Source organism: Oculatella sp. LEGE 06141 (assembly GCF_015207605.1).
Classification (GTDB): domain Bacteria; phylum Cyanobacteriota; class Cyanobacteriia; order Elainellales; family Elainellaceae; genus Oculatella.
The window spans coordinates 249,084-273,028 of record NZ_JADEWO010000002.1 but is presented as its reverse complement, the minus strand read 5'-3'; the positions used below and the strand labels follow the sequence as shown (position 1 = coordinate 273,028).

At 50.7% G+C, this 23,945-nt stretch carries 24 protein-coding genes; 10 read left to right on the top strand and 14 right to left on the bottom strand.

Features of this window, described 5'->3' with window-relative positions; genetic code table 11:
* Positions 1-23: 23 nt before the first annotated feature.
* The 4 genes from IQ268_RS02855 to IQ268_RS02840 all read left to right on the top strand — a co-directional run bounded on the left by IQ268_RS02855 (position 24) and on the right by IQ268_RS02840 (position 2,857).
* Complete coding sequence (locus IQ268_RS02855; protein WP_193875344.1) at positions 24-377, top strand: YtxH domain-containing protein; 354 nt, start codon at positions 24-26, stop codon at positions 375-377.
* A gap of 15 nt (positions 378-392) precedes the next feature.
* Entirely contained in the window at positions 393-1,046 is a 654-nt protein-coding gene (locus IQ268_RS32035) for a DUF948 domain-containing protein (protein WP_339383405.1), read from the top strand.
* A gap of 257 nt (positions 1,047-1,303) precedes the next feature.
* Entirely contained in the window at positions 1,304-2,107 is an 804-nt protein-coding gene (locus IQ268_RS02845; RefSeq protein WP_193875342.1) for a TPM domain-containing protein, read from the top strand.
* A 123-nt stretch (positions 2,108-2,230) separates the two neighbouring features.
* Positions 2,231-2,857 carry a precorrin-8X methylmutase gene (locus IQ268_RS02840; protein WP_193875340.1) on the top strand — a complete coding sequence of 209 codons (627 nt, stop codon included), beginning with the start codon at positions 2,231-2,233 and terminating at the stop codon, positions 2,855-2,857.
* A gap of 59 nt (positions 2,858-2,916) precedes the next feature.
* Here the strand turns inward: IQ268_RS02840 and IQ268_RS02835 are convergent, their stop codons facing one another.
* The 3 genes from IQ268_RS02835 to dapB form a co-directional block, all read right to left on the bottom strand.
* Positions 2,917-3,576: a phosphate ABC transporter permease gene (locus tag IQ268_RS02835; RefSeq protein ID WP_193875338.1), complete on the bottom strand. Its 660-nt coding sequence runs from the start codon at positions 3,574-3,576 to the stop codon at positions 2,917-2,919.
* 400 nt (positions 3,577-3,976) lie between these two features.
* Positions 3,977-4,120: a hypothetical protein gene (locus tag IQ268_RS32030; protein WP_228035015.1), complete on the bottom strand. Its 144-nt coding sequence runs from the start codon at positions 4,118-4,120 to the stop codon at positions 3,977-3,979.
* Complete coding sequence (gene dapB / locus IQ268_RS02830) at positions 4,098-4,925, bottom strand: 4-hydroxy-tetrahydrodipicolinate reductase (RefSeq protein ID WP_193875336.1); 828 nt, start codon at positions 4,923-4,925, stop codon at positions 4,098-4,100. The genes IQ268_RS32030 and dapB overlap by 23 nt, the downstream gene beginning before the upstream one ends.
* Positions 4,926-5,101: 176 nt before the next feature.
* On the opposite strand from dapB, the gene bchI reads away from it, so the two are divergent.
* The 3 genes from bchI to IQ268_RS02815 all read left to right on the top strand — a co-directional run bounded on the left by bchI (position 5,102) and on the right by IQ268_RS02815 (position 8,363).
* The gene (bchI, locus tag IQ268_RS02825) at positions 5,102-6,226 is read left to right on the top strand and encodes a magnesium chelatase ATPase subunit I (protein ID WP_193875334.1); all 1,125 of its coding nucleotides are present in this window, start codon (positions 5,102-5,104) and stop codon (positions 6,224-6,226) included.
* A 113-nt stretch (positions 6,227-6,339) separates the two neighbouring features.
* Positions 6,340-6,828 (top strand): crossover junction endodeoxyribonuclease RuvC, encoded by a 489-nt coding sequence (gene ruvC, locus IQ268_RS02820; protein ID WP_193875332.1) that lies wholly within the window; start codon positions 6,340-6,342, stop codon positions 6,826-6,828.
* Between the two features lie 170 nt (positions 6,829-6,998).
* Entirely contained in the window at positions 6,999-8,363 is a 1,365-nt protein-coding gene (locus tag IQ268_RS02815; protein WP_193875412.1) for a GTP-binding protein, read from the top strand.
* Positions 8,364-8,483: 120 nt separating this feature from the next.
* On the opposite strand, the gene IQ268_RS02810 is transcribed toward IQ268_RS02815, so the two are convergent.
* The 4 genes from IQ268_RS02810 to IQ268_RS32715 form a co-directional block, all read right to left on the bottom strand.
* The gene (locus tag IQ268_RS02810; RefSeq protein ID WP_339383404.1) at positions 8,484-9,887 is read right to left on the bottom strand and encodes an LCP family protein; all 1,404 of its coding nucleotides are present in this window, start codon (positions 9,885-9,887) and stop codon (positions 8,484-8,486) included.
* A gap of 272 nt (positions 9,888-10,159) precedes the next feature.
* Positions 10,160-10,519 (bottom strand): hypothetical protein, encoded by a 360-nt coding sequence (locus tag IQ268_RS02805; RefSeq protein ID WP_193875330.1) that lies wholly within the window; start codon positions 10,517-10,519, stop codon positions 10,160-10,162.
* 245 nt (positions 10,520-10,764) lie between these two features.
* Positions 10,765-12,054: a serpin family protein gene (locus IQ268_RS02800; RefSeq protein WP_193875328.1), complete on the bottom strand. Its 1,290-nt coding sequence runs from the start codon at positions 12,052-12,054 to the stop codon at positions 10,765-10,767.
* Between the two features lie 106 nt (positions 12,055-12,160).
* Positions 12,161-12,289: a hypothetical protein gene (locus IQ268_RS32715; protein WP_255527134.1), complete on the bottom strand. Its 129-nt coding sequence runs from the start codon at positions 12,287-12,289 to the stop codon at positions 12,161-12,163.
* A 272-nt stretch (positions 12,290-12,561) separates the two neighbouring features.
* Between IQ268_RS32715 and IQ268_RS02795 the strand changes: the two genes are divergently transcribed.
* The gene (locus IQ268_RS02795; protein ID WP_193875326.1) at positions 12,562-13,035 is read left to right on the top strand and encodes a hypothetical protein; all 474 of its coding nucleotides are present in this window, start codon (positions 12,562-12,564) and stop codon (positions 13,033-13,035) included.
* Here the strand turns inward: IQ268_RS02795 and IQ268_RS02790 are convergent, their stop codons facing one another.
* Entirely contained in the window at positions 13,036-14,649 is a 1,614-nt protein-coding gene (locus tag IQ268_RS02790; protein ID WP_228035013.1) for a S8 family serine peptidase, read from the bottom strand.
* A 128-nt stretch (positions 14,650-14,777) separates the two neighbouring features.
* Here IQ268_RS02790 and rpe point away from each other — a divergent pair, with 128 nt between their 5' ends.
* On the top strand, positions 14,778-15,485 hold the full coding sequence (gene rpe / locus IQ268_RS02785; RefSeq protein WP_193875324.1) for a ribulose-phosphate 3-epimerase: 708 nt from the start codon (positions 14,778-14,780) through the stop codon (positions 15,483-15,485).
* An 84-nt stretch (positions 15,486-15,569) separates the two neighbouring features.
* On the opposite strand, the gene IQ268_RS02780 is transcribed toward rpe, so the two are convergent.
* From IQ268_RS02780 to ndhN, 6 genes are all read right to left on the bottom strand, one after another.
* Positions 15,570-16,490, bottom strand: coding sequence for a DMT family transporter (locus tag IQ268_RS02780; RefSeq protein ID WP_193875322.1), 921 nt, complete (start codon positions 16,488-16,490; stop codon positions 15,570-15,572).
* Between the two features lie 182 nt (positions 16,491-16,672).
* Positions 16,673-17,734 (bottom strand): tetratricopeptide repeat protein, encoded by a 1,062-nt coding sequence (locus IQ268_RS02775; RefSeq protein WP_228035012.1) that lies wholly within the window; start codon positions 17,732-17,734, stop codon positions 16,673-16,675.
* A gap of 253 nt (positions 17,735-17,987) precedes the next feature.
* The gene (locus IQ268_RS02770; protein WP_339383401.1) at positions 17,988-19,805 is read right to left on the bottom strand and encodes a R3H domain-containing nucleic acid-binding protein; all 1,818 of its coding nucleotides are present in this window, start codon (positions 19,803-19,805) and stop codon (positions 17,988-17,990) included.
* 156 nt (positions 19,806-19,961) lie between these two features.
* A complete protein-coding gene (gene ldpA, locus IQ268_RS02765) occupies positions 19,962-21,215 on the bottom strand; it encodes a circadian clock protein LdpA (protein WP_193875318.1) in 1,254 nt (417 codons plus the stop codon).
* 482 nt (positions 21,216-21,697) lie between these two features.
* Positions 21,698-21,844, bottom strand: a complete 147-nt coding sequence (locus tag IQ268_RS02760; RefSeq protein WP_193875316.1) for a hypothetical protein — start codon at positions 21,842-21,844, stop codon at positions 21,698-21,700.
* A 193-nt stretch (positions 21,845-22,037) separates the two neighbouring features.
* Positions 22,038-22,514 carry an NAD(P)H-quinone oxidoreductase subunit N gene (gene ndhN / locus IQ268_RS02755; RefSeq protein ID WP_193875314.1) on the bottom strand — a complete coding sequence of 159 codons (477 nt, stop codon included), beginning with the start codon at positions 22,512-22,514 and terminating at the stop codon, positions 22,038-22,040.
* A gap of 744 nt (positions 22,515-23,258) precedes the next feature.
* Between ndhN and rplC the strand changes: the two genes are divergently transcribed.
* Complete coding sequence (gene rplC / locus IQ268_RS02750) at positions 23,259-23,903, top strand: 50S ribosomal protein L3 (protein WP_193875304.1); 645 nt, start codon at positions 23,259-23,261, stop codon at positions 23,901-23,903.
* The last annotated feature ends 42 nt before the right edge of the window (positions 23,904-23,945 follow it).

Here is a 23,945-nt window from a genome sequence, read left to right as displayed (position 1 = left end):
TTTCTGCAAGGTAGGAACGAAAGATGTCAGAAAACCGCTCCGGATCGTCTGGATTGTTTCTAGGAGGAATCATATTAGGAGCAGCGATAGGAACCGTTACCGGCTTGTTAGTGGCTCCTCGCTCGGGTCGAGAAACGCGACAGTTCCTAAAAAAATCGGCAGATGCCCTGCCAGACTTAGCAGAAGACCTTTCCACTAGCGTGCAGCTACAGGCCGATCGGTTATCTGAAACAGCTCTACGCAATTGGGATGGTACGCTGTCTCGCTTACGGGAGGCGATCGCCGCTGGACTAGAAGCCAGCCAACGAGAGCGCCAGGAGCTAAGCCAGGCTGAACGGATTGCCGAATCTCATTCTTCCGCTCGTGATTCTGCTTAATTTCAAAAATACCCTGTGGTTGATCCTTTATTTTGGCTAGGACTATCCATTCTACTGGTGGCTGTCAGCCTCACTGCTGTCCTTGTAGCCGCCCTGCCAGCATTACGAGAACTCGCACGGGCGGCTCGCAGTGCTGAAAAGTTGTTCGACACCTTAAGCCGCGAGCTGCCGCCAACGCTGGAATCCATTCGGCTGACCGGAATGGAAATCACTGAACTCACCGACGAGGTCAACGATGGCGTGCAAAGTGCTGGTCGAGTGGTGCAGCAAGTTGATCAAAGCCTCAGCGGTGTGCGGCAGCAAGCCCGACAGGCCAACACAACAACGCGTAGCGTCTTTGCCGGAATTCGAGCCGCGTGGAAAACCTTCAACCATGCACCTCCGGCGCGGCGATCGCTCGATCGGCTACCTCCCGGCAGTTCAGAACCCGTCCAGCTTGAAGACGACTATGCCATTCGTGATGCGGCCTACGCGCATCGAGACGACGATGGCGACGATGACAACAACTATGATGCCTACAGCGAACCGAACGACACGGGGCGATCGCTCAATTCTGAACCGCCTGACGCTCGGTTGGACGAGTTACCCTATCAGCCACTTGGGGTAGAACGTCCTATCGAAGGCTCACCCAAATTGCCACAAAATCCGCTTCGCCCTGAGCAAGAATAGCCCTTGTCTCACGAACCCACCGCATTCAACCACCGATACTGGCTACTCACTGCAACCGTGCCAGGGCAGCGCCACAACGCACAAACCAATACCATAGACAAACCAAAATATAAGCTCCTGTTAACCCCCCGCTGCAACTTTGCGCTTTGGTTAGATTAGTATTAGAGTTAAGTAACGAACTGTAAAGAATCACGTAGCGATTCTTAGTAATCAGAGCCTTTTATTAGTATTCATTTAAGGTGAGCTTAAAATCGTCAATGTTCGGACTTCTCCCCCGCAGGTTTTTAATCTCTATTGCTGCTGTTGCACTCGCTGTGATGGCCTGGGCGATCGCTCCAGCAGCCTACGCCTATAACAATCCTGACCTTCTTCCAGATGCACCAACGTTTGTCATTGACCTGGCAGACTCCCTGACCACGATTCAGCAGGAACAGCTCGATCAAAAATTGGGCGATTTTGAAGCAGAAACGGGCTGGAAGCTGCGCGTATTAACGCAGTTCGATCGCACACCCGGTCGTGCTGTAAAAGATTTTTGGGGACTGGATGATAAAAGCGTGCTCCTAGTCGCAGACCCCAGAGGCGGCAATCTCTTAAATTTCAGCGTTGGTGATGCCCTCTACGACTTGCTGCCTCGCACCTTTTGGATCGAGCTACAAACTCGATATGGCAATCAGTTCTTCGTTCGAGAAAACGGTGAAGATGGTTCGATCGTCAACGCCCTCGACTCGATTCAAACCTGCTTGCGGCAGGGAGGGTGTCGTGTTGTGCCCGGTTTACCCCGAGAGCAGTGGATCTTGACCTTGATCACGTCACTGGTGGGTGGGGTAATCTGCGGCTTTGCGGCTCAACCCCGTCAGCCCGGACAAATATTTGCATGGCAGTGGGCGCTAATTTTTTCTCCACTTTGGGGCATCCTATTTATTGCATTCGGTCTGGGTCCAGTCATTTCCCGCACAAGTGATTGGCTGCCGATTGTTCGCAATGTTGCGGGGTTTGTCCTGGGTGTTCTGGTCGCGTATCTAACTCCAGTGCTGGGTGCATCTTCCGCATCTGAAACGTAGACTTCGGACGATTGTGAAACGTTACACTTCGCAAACGCTTTGCCCTCTACCCCGGAATATGCAACCATTTAGTGGCTGATGACGGTCTGACAGGTTTGCAGCAACCAATGTTTCGGGGTAGCTATGGAGTGGCACACAAGCGATGCTCAAAGTTTGAGGATCATCGATCGGGAAATTGGCGAACACGCATTTTCACCCTCTGAATATGAGATCGTCCGTCGGGTAATTTATGCTACGGCGGATTTTGAATACAAATCCCTCATTCGGTTCTCAGACCAGGCGTTGCAAGCAGGGGCTGCCGCGCTGGCGGCTCGCAGCACCATTGTTGTTGATGTGCCAATGGTGCAGGTTGGAATTACCCCCAATATTCAAAAAACGTTTGCAAACCCGGTGTATTGCAGCATGGAGGCACTCACCCGTCCCCAAAAAGAAAAGACTCGCGCAGCCTGGGGCATTGAAACACTGGCGCGGCGTTATCCGGAAGGCATTTTTGTGGTTGGGCAAGCGCAGACTGCCCTAACAGCTCTAATCGAATTGATTGAAGCTGAAGAGATCAGACCTGCACTCATAGTGGGTACCCCGGCTGGCTTTGTGGGGGTAGATGTTGCGGTGGCGCGGCTAAAAGATTTGCTGGTTCCCCACATCCGGATTGATGGGCGTAAAGGCAACGCTGTAGTGGCGGGCGCAATCATCAACGGTTTAGTTGACCTTGCGTGGCAAGCATATGGCAAGGAAAACTCGCTGGGATAATGCTCCTCCACACGGCAACCCAACTCGACCTTTTCTGCCTTGGCTGGGTTGGGGTTAAATTAATCCCGAATGCGGTGACGACGCTGTAGCTGACGGCTCACTTCAATAAAAGAGTCTCGACGCAAATAGGGATAGTCATACACCCAAAGGCTATAGTCTGAGAGATAGATATCCGATACTTTGGAAATGCGGCTGAGATCAGGCCGATTGGACATCACAATCATCTCAGCGATATCGCCTGGACGAATGACTTTATGAGCGCGTTGCAGGGGCACCTGAAGCTGTGTAGTAAACCCGCTTTCGTCTCCCACTTCAAGATTGAGACGGCGCTCTCGGTTCTCTACGATCACTAATTCGCCTAGTTTGTTGACCGTCTCTTCTTTACCAATCAACTCTTCGGTGATGAACATGTCTAGCACTTCACCCCGGAAAAAGCCGCTGTACTGATACTTGCGGCATTCTAAGTTGCGAAGACTCGCCAAATAAATGGGACTCCAGAACCAGTACAAACCTGCGGTGACTCCCAGAATGAACGTTAACAGGCCAAAGCCTTCACCGAGCAGCGATCGCACAATAAAAACAACAACGATACTCATTACCGAAATGAGCAGCCGCCTGAGGAAGTCTGAAAGCTTCCCCCAGGCATACCGATACTGGTCAACCGTGGCGACTAGAGGAACCAATTCTTCAAATTTCTTGCGAGTCAGCGGAATGAGCATAAATGAAACTCAAGAAGTAGGTCGCGTAGAGGGGTTCAAGCAATCAATATCAGCCCACCAGTTCGAGCCTAACATTACCGAACTCCATCCGATTTGGAATGGCTTTGGAATTCTAGTGTACTGGTTTATCTCACCGAGGTTGAGGACATTGAAGTGTGGGGAATAACCTCAACGGCAAAGGTGGATTCACGGATTGATCAGCCAGAAGCTGGCTGGCAAACTCAAAAAAGTTCCGTACTTGCCAGGACGTTGTTCTCCTATGCAGCGAAGAGAATTGAGGAACTTCTGGAGAACGCATTCGGAAAGGTAAGGCAACTAGGGGGCAATTAAGTTGTCTTTGCCTTTCTGGTTAGGAAAGCGTCCTTACAGGTGAACTGCCTGACCCTGGGGGCTTTTAGGGTCAGGCAATTTTTTTAACCATTTTGCCTTCTGGTGCCAAAGAAACCGGGTTGATGAACCAGCAATGGGCGGCTAGGGCAGAAATAGTCAGCAAACGGCTGGGAGATGGACGACCCGCTGAATCACAAAATTTTGTCCAAGCCATACATCAGTGTCTTGAGTTGCAGCACCTTACGAATGGCTAGCAAGACTCCAGGCATATAACAGGCGCGATCGCTCGTATCGTGACGCAGAGTATAAATCTCTCCCGGAGCGCCAAAGATCACTTCCTGATGGGCAATCAGACCGGGAAGCCGGATGCTATGAATGCGAATGCCGTTTTCGGTGCAGGTTCCTCGCGCCCCTGACATCTTTTCAGTTTCGTTCACCCTGGGTGGATTGTATGGCTTGCCAAACTCTTCCAACAGTTGCGCGGTTTGGATAGCCGTACCGCTGGGGGCATCGGCTTTCTGGTTGTGATGCAATTCGATGATTTCAACATGGTCAAAATACTGGGACGCTCGCGCAGCCGCCTGTTGTAACAGCACCATACCAATTGAGAAATTGGGAATAATTAAACATCCGGTGCTGGCTTTATCCGCAAAGTCGGCTAGCTCTTGAATCTGCTCGGGACTGAGCCCGGTGGTGCCGATGACCGGACGCACGCCATAGGCGATCGCCGATCGCACATTTTCATACACCGAATCGGGATGGGTAAAATCCACCATTACCGGGAGCTGTTTTTCTTGAGCTGCCATTGCCAGCGTGGCTTCCAGATCAGGCAACACGGGAATTTCCAGTTCGCCACAGCCTGCCACCTCGCCGATGTCTTTACCAACTAGAGCAGGATTGCGATCGATCGCACCAATGAGGTTCATGTCTTCCGCCTGGGCGACCGCTTTGACCACCTCGCGCCCCATTTTGCCTGCTGCACCGTTGATTACAACTGGGATTGAAGCCTGACTTACCATAATCCAGAAAGTTGACTCGATAAGGGCATTCTAAACGTGAATGTCGCGGAGTGAAGCATCCAAATCCAGGATGATACGGATGGGTTCACCTGCCAAAGTTGCTCAAGTTTAGATCCTCACAGTATGTCAAAATGAGAAACAGTCATTAATGTTTTGTTAGTATTCCAGGTAATTCCGTGAGTCCTACTGCCTCAGCCTCATCCCCTACTGTCTTTGCTCGTCGGGCGGTTTTTCCGTTTACGGCAATTGTCGGCCAGGAAGAAATGAAACTGGCATTGCTGCTAAACGTAATTGATCCCAAGATCGGTGGAGTGATGATCATGGGCGATCGCGGCACCGGCAAATCCACCACAATTCGCGCATTAGCCGATCTGCTGCCAGAGATTGAAGTTGTTGCGGACGATCCGTTTAACAGTCATCCCAGCGATTCTGACTTGATGAGCGATGAGATTAAACAACGGCTAGAACAGGGGGAGTCGCTTCCCCTGGCCAAGCGCAAAGTGCAGATGGTGGATCTGCCCCTGGGTGCAACAGAAGACCGGGTGTGCGGCACGATCGATATTGAAAAAGCCCTGGCAGAAGGGGTTAAAGCGTTTGAACCGGGGTTGCTGGCTAAGGCCAATCGCGGCATTCTCTATGTCGATGAGGTCAACCTGTTGGATGATCACCTGGTTGACGTGCTGTTAGATTCTGCGGCATCGGGATGGAACACGGTGGAACGAGAAGGCATCTCGATTCGCCACCCGGCTCGGTTTGTGCTGGTAGGTTCCGGCAACCCAGAGGAAGGGGAACTGCGCCCCCAGTTGCTCGATCGCTTTGGCATGCACGCTGAAATTCGCACGGTCAAAGACCCGGCTTTGCGCGTTGAAATTGTGGAGCAGCGATCGACCTTTGACCAGGAACCAGCCCTCTTTTTAGAAAAACACGAGCCTCAGCAGGTTGAGCTACAGCAACGGCTGGTAGATGCCCAGACCCGGCTGAAGACGGTGGCGATCGATTACGACCTGCGCGTCAAAATCTCTCAAGTTTGTTCCGAGCTAGATGTGGACGGGTTGCGAGGCGATTTAGTCATCAACCGAGCCGCCAAGGCACTGGCTGCCTTTGAAGGACGCACAGAGGTTACGGTAGATGATATTCGGCGGGTGGTGGTGCTTTGTTTGCGTCATCGTCTCCGCAAAGACCCGCTAGAGTCTATCGATTCGGGTTACAAGGTTGAGAAAGTGTTTGGTCAGGTATTTGGTCTGGCTGAAGATACATCCACCCAAACCAACGGTGCTGGTCAGCGGATTGGAATGCGGTAGCGATGTAACCCAAATCGGGAGAGTTGCGGGTTGCAGGGTTAGGGTTGAACAAACGATCAATAAATGCAATGGGTTGAAACGGTCAACCGACCCTTAATCTCGTCTCGTTTTGCATGGAAAAGCGCATTTTAGGCTTAGATCCAGGGTTTGCCATTCTGGGATTTGGGGCGATCGCCTGTCAGTCTTCGTTGGGACGATCGCCAGCTCAGGTAGATGTCCTGGATTTTGGCGTGATTCAAACTCCGGCTCATACGGAAGTGGGCGATCGCCTCAATATCATCTACAACGATCTGCATGGCTTGCTAGAGCATGTTCAGCCGGATCTAGTTGCGATCGAAAAGCTGTTTTTTTATCGCATGGGCAATACGATTCTGGTGGCTCAGGCACGCGGCATCGTCATGCTGGTGTTAGCGCAACATAAACTGCCATTTGTTGAATTCACTCCGGCTCAGGTCAAACAGGCGCTGACAGGGTATGGTAATGCCGATAAGCATGAGGTGCAGGAAGCCGTTATGCGAGAATTGAATCTAGACAAAATTCCGAAGCCCGACGATGCTGCCGATGCGTTGGCGATCGCCCTAAGTGCCTGGTTCCAGCAGTAGTGGCGTAGGGATAGGAGAAGCCAGTCGGAAAACAGGGTTCCCTCACCAAATCAGGCTGCTTCAACTCGCTTTCTGATAAGCGAGAATAGAACTGACGTTCATTGGTTTAGGCCGACTTGAATCACGTTCCGCCACCTGACACTAAAACGGACGCTCGACAGCGCCCCGGTTTGTCGCGGTTTCACTATCAGGACGCTCATTTTAATCGTGCTCGTATTAGCCTGAGGCAAACCGTCAACCGCTATACCCAACAGTTGCGATCGCCCAAACGGAGTGCGGCCACGGTTGCGTTGCAGGCTGGCTTAAAACACGATTTAGATCAACTGTCAGATGCGTTAGAGAAGCTCAATCATAACCTGTTGCGAATTGCAGTGTTTGGGTTAGTCAGTCGGGGCAAGTCGGCGGTATTGAACGCGCTTCTGGGGCAAAAAATTCTGCAAACCGGCCCGATTAATGGCGTTACCCAATATCCGCGCTCGGTCTGCTGGTTTCCCACGATTGCTGGAAACACCATGCAGGTCGAGCTAATTGATACGCCGGGGTTGGATGAAATTGGTGGACAAGTGAGAGAGTCGATCGCCCGTGAAGTCGTCGATCAGGCGGATTTAATTCTGTTTGTGATCGCAGGTGATATGACTCGAACCGAATACCGAGCCCTGGCGGAACTGCAAGCGACCCACAAACCGCTAATTTTGGTTTTTAACAAGATTGACCTCTATCCCGATCAAGACAAACAGACGATCTACCGAAAATTACAAACGCTCTTTGCCAAAAACACCGACCACACCCGCCCACTGCTTGCCCCAGATGACATTGTGATGGTCGCCGCAGAGCCAGCTCCACTAGAGGTTCGCGTCGAATATGCCGATGGACGAGTGGAGTACGAGTGGGAAACGCCGCCGCCGCAGGTAGAAGAACTGCGGCAACTGCTGCTCACGATTTTGCACCGAGAAGGCAAGTCGCTGTCGGCACTCAATGCGCTGCGTCAGGCCAGAGAAACAGAAGCGGCGATCGCCCACAAATCCCTCAAACTTCATCACACTGAGGCAGAAGAACTGATTTGGCAATTTGCCCGATGGAAAGCGATCGCGATTGCGGCCAATCCCATCGCGGTGCTTGACCTGGTCGGTGGGGCGGTTACCGATTTAGCGATGATTCGCTCGTTGGCAAAGCTTTATGGTCTGCCGATGACGCGTTATGAAGCAGGGAAACTGTTGAAAAGCATTCTGCTTAGCTCAGGCGGATTACTGTTAGGAGAGCTGGGAAGCACGCTGCTGCTGGGGGTCGGCAAAAGCGCTTCGGCGGTGGCCGGAAGCGTTGACCCAACTGGCTTAATGGCCTATGGAGGCGCGGCGATCGCCCAGGCCAGTCTGGCAGGCTATGGATCGTATCGGGTTGGCAAAGCGGCTCAGATTTATTTAGAGCAGGGCTGTACCTGGGGGCCACAAGGAGCCAACACCGTAATTCAAGAGATTTTCAATCAGGTCGATCCAAACACCATCATTTATCGCTTGCGCCGAGAGTTCGGTCAGTAGTACGTAAACGGATGCAGTTGGTCACGCGAGCAGGCTTGGAATCGTCCATTCAGTCAGGTGTAACTGACCCGGTAGGGACGCTGCAACGTTGCAGGTTGTTCACCATCCTTGGTCGAAACGTCAGTAGAGACTTCCCGCTTCTTGGCGGAGCCAGTCTTGCCCTAACTGAATCGTGATATCAGAGCGCAGGCTACCAGTACTTTCAATCCGGACTTCGCCGAACCCCAGTGCCTGGCGAATCGCTTCCGCACTTTCACTATCACCTTGCTGGGCAATAATCCGCGTTACAGTTAGCCGCTCTTGCCAGGGATTAGCGACATAAACATTGCCATATCCCTGATCGTGTAGCGTGCCAATCAGGTGGTCAACGGCATCTGCATCGTCAGTGCTGTCTTGAATAGCCACCCTTAGATAATCTGAGTAGGTAGAGCGATCGTCATAGGCATAGGTTGTGCCAATATCAAAATAGCGATTCATCATTTCCGAGATGCGATCGTGGTTGGGCAGCCAGTAGCTCAGCTCAAATTCACTGGGAGAGCTAAAGTCTCCAGGCACCATCAGCATTTGCACATTCGAGCGATTGGTTTGAGACGCAAAGCCCACCAAGGCCAGCAGTTCCTCAACACTCAAATTAGTATCCACGTTGGATTGAATCACAGAAAGAATTTGAGGCGCTCGGGCGATCGTAGCCGGGTTCAACGCCTGCTCTAATAGCGATCTCATTAACATCTGCTGCCGCTGAACTCGACCAATGTCGCCGTTCTGGTCATAGCGAAAGCGAAGAAACTGCATCGCCTGGTCGCCATTGAGCTGCTGCTCTCCCTCTTTCAAGTCAATGTAGAGATGTTGACTTTCATCGGTATACTTCATGTCTTGAGGCACATAGACTTTGACACCGCCCAGGGCATCAATTAGCTTTTCTACCCCTTGCACATTGATCCGAATGTAGCGATCGATGCTCACCCCATCTAGCAATTCACTGGTGGCGGTTGCCGTCAATGCTGGCCCTCCATACACATTGGCTTCGTTCAGCTTGGTGGTGCCAACCCCATCTACCCAGGTTCGAGTATCTCGCGGAATCGAAAGCACGGCCAGATGCTTACTCTGCGGATCGAAGCGCAGCAGCAGCATCGTATCTGAGAGACCTTCAAACGAATTGACCAGAGCATGATACCCCAGGTCTCTTACCTCATCAGGAGGCTCTTCCAGATCGGCACTGATGACTTTAATTCCCAACACCAAAATGTTGACGGGGCGCGTCAATTGCGGCAGACGAAAGTTCATTCCAGTCGAAATGCGATCGCCCTGATTAAACACCTCCGCCTCTTCAGCCGTCAGATCGCTTTGTAATAATGGCGTGCTGGCGATCGACACGGCAAGCAACGCACCTGCGGTTGCTGATGCCACTGCCACACCGCCTAACCCTAACATCATCCACATCCACCGCAGCTTTTTGGACTTGGGTGATTGACGGGGAGGTTGCGGTGAAATCGGACGCAGATTAGAAACTTTTGGGGGTACCACAAACTTCCTCAACACGCACTAGAGCCGACAACAACGGAAACTGGAGACACTATAGACGGTTTGTTGCTAGAATTCACCCTGCTGTCAACCAAATCCTTCTATTTCGCTCAGATTCTACTTTCTTTTCCTATAACTTCAACGGCTCCCAGATTAATTCCGGGTTATCTCAGAGAAGATGGTCAGGCCGTCTGCAATGGTATTCAACTTTGATGTGAGCCAGCGGTGTATCGTCTTCTACACCGTTCGCCATTCACCACGATGGGTGTAACCCGCTAAGGCAGGCGACTGCTCAACGAACTCACTCCGGGAAGCCAGAGAGATTTACGCTGCCATAACCGCACCATGAGCCAGATATTCGCTAAAAAATAGCCCGATGTGAGTAAGCTACTGACAATGAGTAGCCGAAGGGTCTGGCCATCAGTAGCGTGGGCACCAACCCCTAGCAAGAAGTACCCCAAAATCCATCCCAGCGCCAGTGTCACGGCTAAGCGACTGGCGACCCGTTGGGCGCGGCTACCATTGTGGCGATACAGCGTCCAAATGGCCGGAAAAAACCCGATCACTGGGATCAGGTAAATGAAGATCTGCAAATGCTCAACATCTTTGTTTTCAAAGGGATCTACGCTTTTCATAGCTGGATAAGGCCATAGAGACATGAGTTAGACTTCCCGGAATAGTGGCACCTGCACCACACTCTCACGGTGTTTTGTGCCACGTGTCGCACGGTTTCTCTGCTAAATGACTAAATGCACTTTCGATGAATTCTTCTGGAATATCGCACTATACTCTACAAATCTCAAGAATTTTCCAGGTTTGTATCAAAAATTTGTTCACAACGCTGAACAATTCTCTGGCATCACCCAGGCGGTTCGCGTCTTCAAATGTCTGGATTGACCATTGACCCCATAAATAGAATGGTGGCGGTTTGGTTATCTCGAATCGCATAGAAAAATGGGCGATCGACCACCATTTGAAACGGCTGTTCCGAGGGTGCGGACATAGCAACCATCGCAATCGAGGTCACTGCCGCGGCTTCCGTCCCTTCCTCATTGACTTCCATAAACGTCTTATGCTGAACGCGGCTGATGTAGGTACTTGCAGCACTAATCCCGGAAAAATCTGCCCGTGTTGGTTCAAATGCGGTATTCATGCCCAATTCAGAGAGAACGTTGTTCAAGGTAGCACTGTATTCCACCTTAAAGCGGGGCAGTTGTAGCGAGCCTGGTTGCGTGTTAAATTGCCGCATCCACTCGTCCCAATTCTCGGCAGTCAACTGGTTATAGAACGCTCCTAAATCGCTGTTTTGGTTGGGCAGGAACACATACATACTGAGTCGTCCATCACCATATGGCAAACTCACCGCTTGAAATTGCGCCGTTTCGAGGTAGCGATACGTCTGTCGCTGCACCATCATAGGATGTTGCTTCTGAGAACCATCTACCAGTTGAAAGGGGCGATCGACTGTGGCATTCGGATTAAAAGCTTGAGACCATGTTCCTTTAAAGTAAATGGCATTAATCAAGAACAGGATGTCATCTGGATTAATGCTGTCAATAATTTCAGGGATTTTGCCTTCGGTCTGTTGATCGACCCAGGCATTGATGCGCTGGGGCGCACTCGGATTGCTAAAAGCTAGCGACTCCACCTCCGCTTCATAGAAGTCTCGGTTCCGCTGCAAAAATTCTGGACTAAAGGAGACATCTTCTCTAACCCAAAGCGAGTTGGCGATCGCCAGTTTCACAGCCGGATCAGCAGTTTCTAGAGATCGCTTTAGTGCAGCATTGGCTTGGTTTAGCTCCTCCAGGGAAATGTCCTGCAACTCCAGAGCGTTCGCCATTGCCTGTTGGGTTTCTCCGTTCGCACCGTTATAGGCCATTGCCAGCGCGATCGCCACACTGGAAGGAGAAATTAATACATTGCTGTCAGGTTCTTGCTGTACGGTCTGCGCGAACAAATTGAAGCCAAACCGAGTGTTGGCAGCAACCAGTCTAGAGTCCACCTCATCTGGTCGAATTTGAGCCATTACTTGAGTCTCCTCAGTGGATACCTGAAGTTGAGGGTGAGCGGTAGCTTGAGTCTGTTGTGTCGATAGGGAGTTGAGCAGTCCCAGGGTGCCAATGCTGATTGACAGAAGCAGGCTCAAGCAGCTTAGCCTTTGTCTGTTCATTGATCCTCACCTCATTGATCCGATTACTCTCACGATGGCATCACAAAAGACCAGGAGCATTAAGGTTACGGTTTTAGCAACTAACCCCCAGAGCCAGCTCATCGGGTTATATCACCTTCTCATCCCCAGCCGGACGTTCCGTAGGTTCATCCAACTTGATTTTTTGAGCATTGAGCAACACTGGAATCGTTGCGAGCTGCTGATATGGCGTTAAAAAGCTATGAAGTAGAGCCATAAGCATACGAGGAAGCCTTCAGAGACTTCCTCAGTAAGGCTGAGCAGATCCAGACCAGAATTAGGCAATTCTCCAGAGGAAATTTACGCTGATCAGCGGTTTCAATAGGATTGTAATCAGGTCGCCCTTATGTGCCGTGTCATCCAACAGCAACAGGAAGCGGCTCAAGTCTGTCCACATATGGCAAAACAGAATCGCCGTCAAAAAGATTCTGACGAAGGGGCTCTACCATCCAAACCATTATTTAACCCCCTTAGCCACAGGCTGAACGTATGACTGCTTCGACAAAAACTGATCCCTTGTTTGAGAAAATGATTGCTCGTATTGCACCGGAGGCTGCGGCAACCTTCACTCCCTATCAACTTGAAGCACTCAAGCTAGCCATCCACCAGCTCAAGTGGAAGTCTCACACGGTAGACATCCGGCTTTCTATTCCCTTTCCAGAACGAGGGTTTTATCTAGTCTTCCTGGCAGGCTCAGAAAAACGATCGCGCCAACGAATTCGCGCAGGACAACTTCGCCAACCTCGTCTCCTGGCGGGTGTTATGGCTGGCCTGTTGCTGTTGGGTACGGCGGCCTTCTTTGGTACCTCGTCTCGTTCACAAACCACTCTGCGTTCCCAGAAATCATCTGAGGTTCATCCAACCATTGTTCCCTGGATTCAAACCGAAACAGACTGCCATCAGTCCGGCAGAGAATGGCAAGACAACCACTGTTGGGATGGAGAATGGAGCCACCTGTTTTAGTTAGCGGGCAGGCAGCGTCCACCATGCTAGTGCGTAGGGCTGGCTGGGGTCGTTAGCACGATCGCGATACACCACTCGAATTTTGTATCGTCCGGTTTCAGGTACAGCATGAAAAATATGTTCGGTGCTGTCTACCTGGCTAACAGAAGACCAAATGCTGTTGCCCGTATCATTATCCTCAGCCCGCATTAAATAGATATCTAAATTGTTGAGACCTTGATCTGCAAACGTCTCTTCTACTTCAAACAGCTTGTTTTGATTCTGATCCTGCAAGGTCACTTTACGATCCCAGGCCAGCGTTGCGGCGACAAAGCTACCGCCCTGAAGAGGCTGTTCAAACACATAATCTCGATAGCGTGGCGCTGCATCCGTTGTACCCACCGTCCGGTAATCCCAACCCACAGCAGGCACAGGGGACTCCGGATTCCACTGGCCGGGGCTGAACTGCTCATATGCCCGCATGACGTTGAGGTGTCCGGTTCCAAGCTGGTTATCCAGCGGAATGCTGCGATCGCTATACGCATCAGAATCAAGCCAACTGCGATTGTTTTGGGTGACAACCGTTCTAGTCATGCCCAACCGCAGCCCATCTCCAGCATCTTCGATTTTGTCTGCCGAGTTCATCAAGACGGCTTTGGTGACTTCATGTCGGCGAGAATCAAGGCTCCAATTGGCTTGCTGAGTCCGCAGTTGGCGATCGCCATACTCTTGAAGCAATGCTACAGAGGCTGTTACATGCGGTGCAGAAAAACTCGTACCCGTGGCGCGAGTCATGGTGCCATCTGGGTTGATCATCTCTAAATTCGTACCAGGTGCAACCAAACTAATGGAGCGACGAGCACCGACATTGCTCTCAGTCTCCGGGGAGCGGCCAACAATTAACCCCGCATCACTACCCAAATTGGAGAAATCGACTTTGACAAACTTGCCATCTACCTGAGTCGAATTAGCAACGTTGACCCCATTAAAGTTATCAGTTGGAATCGGAATGCCGCCTCGCCCTTGATTACCCGCGATCACATACAGTACATCGTGAACAGAAGCGGACCAATCAACACATTGGGTTAACAGCGCATTTCCATCCAACACCGCATTGGGACGCGGATCTTGCACCAGCGATTCGCCAAAACTAAAATTCGTCGCCCGAACGTCTTCCCCGTTTTGTAATGCGACCGTCTGTGAAGCCAGACATTCCTGCGGTTGACCGCTGCGCCGCACCATGCCAACAGCCGATGAAAACAGCATGGCATCGGGAGCTACACCAGTTAGATACTTGTCGGTGCTGATCATCACGCTGGCAACATTAGTCGCATGACCATCAACCAGGTCGTTAGGGCGAGCAGGGCCGTCTCGAAAGAAAAGCTGCGCCACTTTCACAACCAGGTTGTTTGCAGAGGCTTTATCTAGGCCAAACCGGCCAGGGCGACCGATTTCCACTTGGCCGATCGCAATCTTACGTCCGGTCAAGTTATAAGGCTCTTGGTGAAGCCTGCGTGCATCAATGCCCGCCTCTCCAACTGAATTAACCAGGGCTATCGCTGGAACTGTAATTAAAGAGAGGCTAATCCCTCCAAACCACCACACCAAACGTTTAGCCATCTGTCGCTGAGACATGGACATATCTCCACATAAATTTTGAATGAAGGAACGATGCCCTGGGGATCGAAGGGTCAAGCGCGAGGAACACCTTATTGTTAAACTTAAGGTTACAAGACAGGACGCAGGAGGAGAGATCTCAAGCCATGACCCAAAGCCTATCTCGAAAACCAATCGTTGTTGCTCCATCTATCCTATCAGCAGATTTCAGTCGTCTGGGGGAAGAAATCAAAGCAGTTGACCAAGCTGGTGCAGATTGGATTCATGTGGATGTGATGGATGGCCGTTTTGTGCCGAATATCACCATTGGCCCGCTAATTGTGGAAGCCATCCGTCCCCTGACTCAAAAACCCCTTGATGTCCACCTGATGATTGTGGAACCTGAAAAGTACGTTGAGGATTTTGCTAAAGCCGGAGCGGATCATATTACCGTTCATGTGGAACACAATGCCTCTCCTCACCTGCACCGCACTCTTGGTCAAATCAAAGAGTTAGGCAAAGTCGCAGGGGTTGTACTCAATCCAGGTACGTCGTTAGACATGATTGAGTATGTGCTTGATCTGTGTGATCTGATTCTGATTATGAGTGTTAACCCCGGTTTTGGTGGTCAAAGCTTCATTCCGTCTATGGTGCCCAAAATTCAAAAGTTGCGGCAGATGTGTGACGAGCGCGGCTTAGATCCCTGGATTGAAGTAGACGGAGGGTTGAAAGCGGGAAATACCTGGCAGGTTTTAGAAGCAGGCGCAAATGCGATCGTGGCAGGTTCGGCTGTGTTCAAGGCTAAGGATTATGCTGAGGCGATCGAAGGCATTCGTAACAGCAAGCGTTCAGAACCCAAACTAGCGACCGTCTAATCGTGCAGTTCTGATACACCATTGGTCACTCACCATCAATAGTTACAACTGAATGGGGGTACAGCTATGCTGTGCCCCTTCAATTTATGTCCGAGCAGGCGATCGTGTGCCAAACGCTGCGATCGCAACGCCCGTTAAAATCACGATCGCACCCACCAGTACAACAAAGCCTGGGTTTTCTCGAAAAACGATGAATCCAAGAATGCTAGATCCAACAGGTTCTGCCAAAATCACTAGCGTCACTAACGTGGGTGAAATCCAGCGCACTGCCCAGTTAAAGCTGGTATGCCCAATCAGTTGCGGAAAGACGGCCATGAGCAAAATATACAGATAAACCGTACGGCTATGGCCGATATAGCTCGTTTGAAATAGCAGGGGCAACGGCAACAATATTAAAGCCGCCGTTGTGTAGGTCAGCGCTACGTGATGACCAATGCTCATCCCTTGCCGTTGAGCTTCTCGTCCCAACACAAAGTAAAGGCTCACAGTTAGTGCGCCTACCAACGCCAGGGCGTTACCCAAAAACGGATTACTGCCGGCTGTTTCTGTCCCGGTCCCTACCAGCCCGATCAGGAGTCCTCCCGCTAACGTTATCCCAATGCCGCTAGCGGTAATCAGCGTTGGCCGTTCCTTCAGCCATAGCCAGGACAGCAGAGCCACCCAGATGGGGTTGGTGGTCACTAGCGTTGTCGAGGCTGCGATCGACGTATAGGACAGTGACGTAATCCAGGTTGCAAAATGGGCAGCTAAAAAGACCCCGGCAGCCACCGAGTAAAGAGGAGCCTGCCGCCGTAATTGGGTTGGGTGAAAGTTTTTCCAGGCAGGCAGCAGAAACAGAGCGGCTAAACTCAGACGCAATGAGGCCAGTACTAAGCTAAACCCCACTCCTTGCACCTCTGCTGCGTCTAGTGCTAAACGAATGAAGATAGCAGCCGTGGATGCGGAAAGGATGCCAACGGTTAAAATTAGCCCAACCTTCCAGGGTGCTGGTTTCAAGCAGATCATCAATGAGTTCTAGCGTTTCCCTGTCACTATCCCACAGGTTCCTTGAAGAATCTGTTGCTTGCAATAGTGTTGGAAGCGAGGAGGGTCGCAAGCGCCTCGAATAGCCGATTACCTATTCTGGCATTGTGAGCGATCGCCCCTCTTTGTACAAAAGGTGAGAGATGGGCAATAGGTTTTCTCCCTCAGTAATCGGCAGACGCGTCAACCAGCCCCTGAACCTGCTGAGCCAAGGCAGGATCGTCAATGAAGGGCACCAGTTTTTGAGCCGAGATAAAGAATGAGTGTGCCCAATCCCGCTGATGGATAGCAAGGTAAATATTGCCGATGTTGAGCAAGGCTGTAATTTCACCCGACCGATTACCCAACTCGCGGTAAATTACGATGGCCTGGTTGTAATGCTTCAATGCTTGTTTAACGTCGTTCAGGACGCTATAGGCACAACCAATATGATTGAGCGTTAAGGCTTCATTGAGGCGATCGCCCAGGTCTTTCCAGGCAAGCAGCACCTGGTTGTATAAAATCAAGGCTTGCTTCGGCTGCTCTAAATCGCGATAGATGGAAGCAATGTTATTAAGAACCATTGCTTCAGCCTCGCTATTTTTGGCAGCCTGGTGCATTTGCAGCGCCTGTCGAAGCAACTCTAACGCCTGTTCCGGCTGACCTAACGCACTATAGATAAACCCAATGTTGTTGAGCGTTACGGCTTCACCAGAGAAATCATCCAGTTGTCTGCGAGCAGCCAGGATTTGATGGTTCAGCAACAAGGCTCGCTTTAGCTCTCCCAAACGGGCACACACCAAAGCCATATCGTTGAGCGCCATGACTTCTCCTGGCCGATCGCCGATCGTCTGATACAGGAGTACGGCTCGGTTGAGAAAGACCAGCGCTTGCGAGAGCTGCCCAGCCTGATGATAAGCAGAACCAATATTGCTGAAGGTGACCGCTTCACCCGGTTGGTCACTTAATTCCTGAGCAATGGTTAGCGCTTGATAGAAAAAGACCAGCGCTTGCTGCGGTTGCCACAATCCCATGTGTGCTAACCCGATATCATTAAGAGACTTTCCTTCTCGAAGCCGATCGCCAATCGTCCTTGCCAGCCTTAAGTTCTCTTGTGAAAGCGCTAAATAATCCTGAAACTGTCGCTGTTTGTGATGATTAGTCGCTGTTGAGCGACGTTGTTCCCACTCATGAATCGGTGAAAGCTGCGTCATCGATCGCCCAAAACCTTGATTTAAAGAGTGCATCTATCTTAGGAGATAGTTTAATCCTTAAAGTACCCTTAAGATCCAAATATTGAACAGTCACATCCAAAATTTGTGGTCTTAACCATGCTTTGGTTGCGGTTAAGGCAATGGAATGTTGCTAGAGCAACCGCTACAGCCTCATTACATGGCTCAGGAAAGTAGAGCACCTAAGAGCATCTCTAACCAAAAGGGGCACATGGTTGTGCCCCTTTACTAATTCACTTGTGATTCACTTGCTTTAATCCCAAACCGTTTAAGCCGGATAAATCCGTAAGCGTCGATTTGGTTCATCTCCAAAACTAGACGATTGCAAACGATAGTGCTCTACTAATTCGTGCTGCATCTTTCGCACTTTGGCCGATCGGGGGAGCAATTCCACTGGTTGTCCCTTGGGAATTACAATCTGCTCCACTGCCAAACGAGCTTCTTCCAGCGCTTCGATCTCATCCTCATCACCATTTCGCGAGAATAGGCTGAGATCAATAGGTGAATCAACGCCAAGATCATCCATGTGTAAAATGCGCTGAAGTGCCCGAACGATTTGGGGCGTGCTATTTGATTTCACCGCATGAATTGGAATTTGACGGTTTTTTGCTAGATGACGCAGCTTGGAATGGTTTCTAAGATGCGATCGCAGCGCCAGCACTGAATCTGCGCTGTCAATGTCCTTCGTCAGCACAATGGGCAAATTCAAGGTTCGGATCACCTGCTCAATTTGATGACGGCTGATGGCATATGGATAAACATGCAGCGGCAGGTCTTCGCCATTCGGCCCTGTGGATGGCGGTGCTGCAAAAGTAGAGTTGATCTGAGCCAGCGTGCCATCAAACGACTCGTTCAACAGTTGGTCAAAGTACTGACGCTCCGAACTAGGTTGATGAGCAGGCTCAGCCAACGAGCGATCGCCCAACTCTGTACGGCGATAGGACGGTAAAGGAGACATTTGTCCAGACGATCGCCAGCCGCCGTTACGAGATACATTGCTGGCTGCCAGGGGGTTGACTGACCGTCCCGATGCCATAGCCGATGCTGGTTTGGCTACCTCATGAGTAATACTCACCTCGCCCGTATCGCTTACCGTCCTCACCTGAGGATTGGGTTGCCGTCCTCGCAACAGCAGATCAACGGTATCGGATACATTGTCATGCACGACCCATTTCTGCCGCTCCAACATTTCAACCGCAATGTCAAAGGTGGGAGGCGCTTTCCGTTCTAAAACACTCTTCTGGCTACCGCGACGGCGAGCTTCTTCATCTCCTAACGTCACCGATTGAATACCGCCCACTAGATCCGATAGCGTTGGGTTTTTAATCAGGTTTTCGATCCGGTTGCCGTGTGCTGTACCCACTAGTTGAACGCCTCGTTCGGCGATCGTCCGAGCAGCTAATGCCTCCAACTCCGTGCCAATCTCATCGATAACAATGACCTCTGGCATGTGGTTTTCCACCGCCTCAATCATCACCTGGTGTTGCAGTTCGGGTCGGGCAACCTGCATTCGTCGCGCCCGACCAATGGCAGGGTGAGGAATATCCCCATCTCCTGCAATTTCATTAGAGGTATCAATGATCACGACTCGTTTGTTCAGCTCATCAGCGAGTACGCGAGCAATTTCGCGCAGTGCCGTCGTTTTACCAACACCTGGACGGCCCAGCATCAGAATAGACTGCCCGGTTTCAACCAGATCCCGAATCATGCCAATTGTGCCAAAGATGGCTCGCCCCACCCGGCATGTTAATCCAATTACCTCACCCACACGGTTGCGAATGGCACTGATTCGGTGCAGCGTTTGCTCAATTCCGGCACGGTTGTCGCCGCTAAATAGACCAATGCGCTCAATGCAGTACTCCAGGTCAGCATGGGTGACAGGCACCTCCGAAAGATACTCTGCGCCATCGGGAAACCGGGCTTCTGGACGACGGCCCAGATCCATCACAACTTCGACCAAATTGTTCTTTCTAGAGTGTTGGTCTAAACGAAGACGAATTTCACCGGGTAGAATATCCAACAACTGGCTTAAATCGTCTGTGACCTGTAAAGTGGCCGGATTTTCCTGGTTTGAATTGGTGTTCAAATTAGACGCTGCGAAATCGTTTGATTTGCTAAATGAATGGTTGCCGCTAAACGTCATGAGCAATCTTAGGTTAATAAAAAATGCAGGAAACACTACTAAGCCGTGGAGGGAACCCAAAGAGCCACAGAAATAATGGCTCCTTACAATGTCCCAACATCAAACATGGACAGGAATATCAGGTGTGTTCATGGGAGATTTAAGTTGAGATACGAGGGAATCGGCAAGACTCACGGTTTGCCAAAGCAAGTCAGGGTGGTCTTCCAGGGCGATCGACCGAACCGGGATATGAATGGTTGAGGTATCAACACAGTGCTCCAGATGGGATGGAATAGACGGAACCGCCTCCAAAGACAACACTGTTAAGGCATCAGCATCGCCTTGATCGTTTCGAGCTTCTAGCTGCCCTAATAACGGAGACAACAGAACACGAGCATAGCTGCCATACGCAACGCCAGAGATGTAGCGGGTTCGCTGAGTTGCAGGGGCAGCGTACTGAAAGGAACCTGGTTGAGCAGCAGGGTTGATATGAGTCAGCAACCCCATTGACCTGAGTTTATCTACAGTATGACGATTCGTTCCTCCCGCTAACTGTACATATCCTGGCAGCCCTGCCGCTAAAACCTTCTGACCCAGCTTCACCGTGGCACGGGTCGCTCCATGGCCAATATCACCGCTCATCGGCCTGCCGTCCGTTTGCCAGATTAAAGGACAGGGTAAGGGCGAAATCAGGTCATAAAGCGCCCAGAGATAGTCAATTAAATCTTCACCGTCAGGGCAGCTAATCGCAATCAGTTTAAGACGATCGACCCACGGAACAATGGCTTGCCAAAGCCGTTTGAAATCATTAAGCCGCCCCACCTGGGTATGAATTTCAACTGCATCAACTCCCTCTAATACGAGTGGAGCGATCGCAGCCGGGGTAGAAACATAGGAGCGGGTTGAGATCTGCTGAATTGGGCAAATGGGTAAACAGCGGCCACAACCGTAGCAGCGATCGTCCAAAACGCCAGAAAAGCCGTCACCCGGTCGCTCAAAAACGATCGCTTGTGCCGGACAAATCGTTTCACATGGCCGGGGGCAATCGCCTGGACAAATGGTAGAATCAAACTCCGCTTTGCGAAAATGCGGATCGTCTCCATCGTTCAAACTCACCATCAACAGCGGTACGCCAGGTGTACTAAAGCCGCGAGCCGTGGCGGCGTTCATCAGCCGTCTTGCAACGTGTAGCGCATCTTGAGCCGTTGCGATTACAGCAGGGTTTGCAGCGACATCAATACAGTCGGCTCCAGCCAAAGCATACGCTAATGTGAGACTACGAACGGCAGGAAGGTGCTGAAAACTGGCTCCACAAATTAACTTGAACCAGTGCCCTTCCCTCAGAGCTTGTAGGGGATGGTACAAATTGTTCACCCCTCTATGCTAGAGGGTTACTCAAGAAATAGCGAGGATCAAACGCTACTAACTTAGTGTACTACAAAGCCAAGCTGCTTAGATGTAGCCCCCAATCGCGCGATCGCCTTTAATCACGGGGAAATGAGATGGTCAATGCCCAAACGGAGAGACAGAGGATAAGAGAATAGAGAAGTTGATTCTCTTACGGGCAAAAAAGGCGAATGCAGACCATTGCGACGGTTCAACCAGTTGTAACCGTCGGCTGCTATTTATAAAGTTCAACGTACCCCAGCAGGACTCTGCCTCAGAACCAGCCAGCAGAGTCGATTAGCGCATCTTTTGGCTCTGTATGGTTGAAGGTTGGCATTACTTCAACCATACAGAGATCACCCAGTCCTACACTCGCAGGGACACAGTCAGCCTGAAATACATTGCTAGTTGGCTGAGGCAGTGAGTAGACCGATCGCAGCCCACTTATTGAATCGACATTAACTTGCGGTTTATAAACCGTTGTTTGGTTGAGTTGGATCAATGGGCTTGTTGGGATCAATTGGGAATGATCCCTGCTCCTCTCTGGCTCGAGTACCACCCGCTTCAATGCGTCTGGGTTTGCCGCGACGAGGGGGATTAAAATCTTTTTGGCTCATAGGTTTAGTAACCAACATAAACAACGATGACCACAATCACAGTAGCAACCTAAATTCATCCGTTGAATTCCCCACCGGGGTACTAAGTTGTATTGTGAAGCTTTCCACTGTCTTCAATGGAGAAGAGCCAAATTCCAAATTCAGACCAACAAACGCTAAATGCTATTCTGTCAACGAATCAGTCATAACAACATTAAGCAGCCGCCACAATAGTTTTCAGCGGTTTCCAGGTAAAGCTGCGATCGCCTCCCATTTCGATCACCACTTTGATGCGAGGCTCAATCTCAGACAGGGTGCTCAAATATTCCAGTTCGTGACGAGCCAGGATGTTGCCTTCAATCAGCCAGATGGCTACGCCCTTCATCTTCGGGGTTAACTGCTCAACACGATACTTAGCCACGGGTGGAAGATAGTAACGATAGCCAACAGCGGCACCCCGTCCTGTATCTTTCTTACCCAGGTGCGGTGGACGCACTCCATGCACATCCATTAAATAGGCAGAAACATCGCCCAATCCTTTCGCTGTGATGTGAAGGACGTCATATCCGGCCGCCCGTAAGCGACGCTGATAACGCCCCTCATGCCCACCTTCTAGTGGCACAAATACCCCTAAAGCACCAGCCGCTTCCAAGTCTCGGATGAATGTCTTACCCGTTGTGATGAGTGCCATGAATCTCCTGCCTTAACCATATCTATGTAATTTATCATCGAACTTTGACCCAGCAGGCTGTAGATAAACGCAAAACCTGCCTCAAGTCTCGACTCATTCTCAATTCGGCTAATTCTCGATTTTCTCGATTATTATAATGACCGCGCGATCGCTCATCAACGTCCAAATCTAACTCTAACGAAATCTCCCCGACTGCGAAATTTTGTGCCACAATGGCAGAGGCTTCCAGACAAGGCTACAAACTTGACTAGGATTTGCACTAGACAAGTCTGTATTCTTTGTTTATGATAGATAACTGCCGCCAAAATCAGGACGCTTGTTGCTTACCCTAAATCAAGTTAGGAAGTAACGGTTTTTTCTGAAATCGGGCAACGCCTCTCAGGGCAGTCTTGGGCTGACATAACCGTCGGAGCTACCCAAACCGTTCAGAGGCAACTCGCTTGTGAGAGCAAACGTTGCTTGAACCTTGCATCAGATTAAGACTTCAAGTGTACCTGTGGGATACTGAACGAGTTTTTTGTTCAAGTCCCGGCGACCGAAGCAGCACCAGCGCTAGACGAACGGTTTTTGACCTTCAAGCTGATTTGAGAGGTTTTGGCTTTCAAGCGCTTGTTTGTAGGTAACGCAAATAGGTGTTCGTAAGTCGGTTTCTGTGAATAGGAGTCATTGGAGCACGATGGGCTAGCGAGGCGATCGCAGCCCGGCTCCTTTGCGGCTTGTAAAAAACAAGGGAGACTCGTTACTGTGTCTGTTGGAATTCTCGGCACGAAACTTGGCATGACTCAAGTGTTTGACGAAACAGGAAAGGCTATTCCTGTTACGGTCGTTCAGGCAGGGCCATGTACCATCACTCAAATCAAAACCACCAAAACTGACGGCTATACTGCCATACAGGTTGGTTACGGTCAGGTATCTGCTAAAGCTCTCAACAAACCGGAGCTAGGCCATCTTGCCAAAACCGAATCGCCCCCGTTAAGACATCTGCACGAATATCGTGTTGAAGACTCAAGCAGTTTTGAACTGGGTCAACAGCTCAAAGCTGATGCGTTTGAAGCGGGTCAAATTATTGATGTCACAGGTACTAGCATCGGTCGTGGATTTGCTGGTTATCAGAAGCGTCACAACTTCAAGCGTGGTCCGATGGCGCACGGTTCAAAGAACCACCGTCTTCCCGGTTCCACAGGTGCGGGTACAACCCCAGGTCGCGTCTATCCCGGCAAACGAATGGCGGGTCGGTTAGGCGGCACCCAGGTAACCACTCGGAAGTTGACGGTAGTGCGGGTCGATGTCGATCGCAATCTCCTATTAATTAGAGGAGCAGTTCCTGGGAAGCCAGGTGCTCTAATCAGTATCACGCCTGCGAAACTGGTAGGCCGCGCAAAAGTATAGAAACTTGAGTTTGGGCCAGGAATCAAGGCTGGAGTTGACTAA